The organism is Pampinifervens navoyensis (assembly GCF_046159715.1).
Lineage (GTDB): Bacteria > Aquificota > Aquificia > Aquificales > Aquificaceae > Pampinifervens.
The window spans coordinates 1-260 of the sequence record NZ_JBJXCT010000055.1; the positions used below are offsets into that span (position 1 = coordinate 1).

At 70.0% G+C, this 260-nt stretch carries 1 protein-coding gene; it reads left to right on the forward strand.

The features are described 5' to 3' along the window. Positions 1-260: adenylosuccinate synthetase (locus tag ACKRDP_RS09980; RefSeq protein WP_409154631.1), on the forward strand; the 260-nt coding region annotated here is incomplete at both ends.

Genomic DNA, 260 nt, shown 5'->3' on the forward strand with positions numbered 1-260 from the left:
TGCGTGGCCTACGAGGTCGACGGGAAGCGGTACGACGAGCTGCCGATGAACCAGGCCGACTTCGCCCGGGCCGTCCCGGTCTACGAGACGTTCCCGGGGTGGACGGAGGACATCTCCGCCGCCCGGACCCTCGACGACCTGCCCCGCAATGCCCGCGACTACGTCGCCGCCCTGGAGAAGATGATCAAGGCACCGATCTCGGCCATCGGCGTCGGGCCGGGTCGGGACGAGACCATCGTCGTCCGCGACCTGCTCTCGCC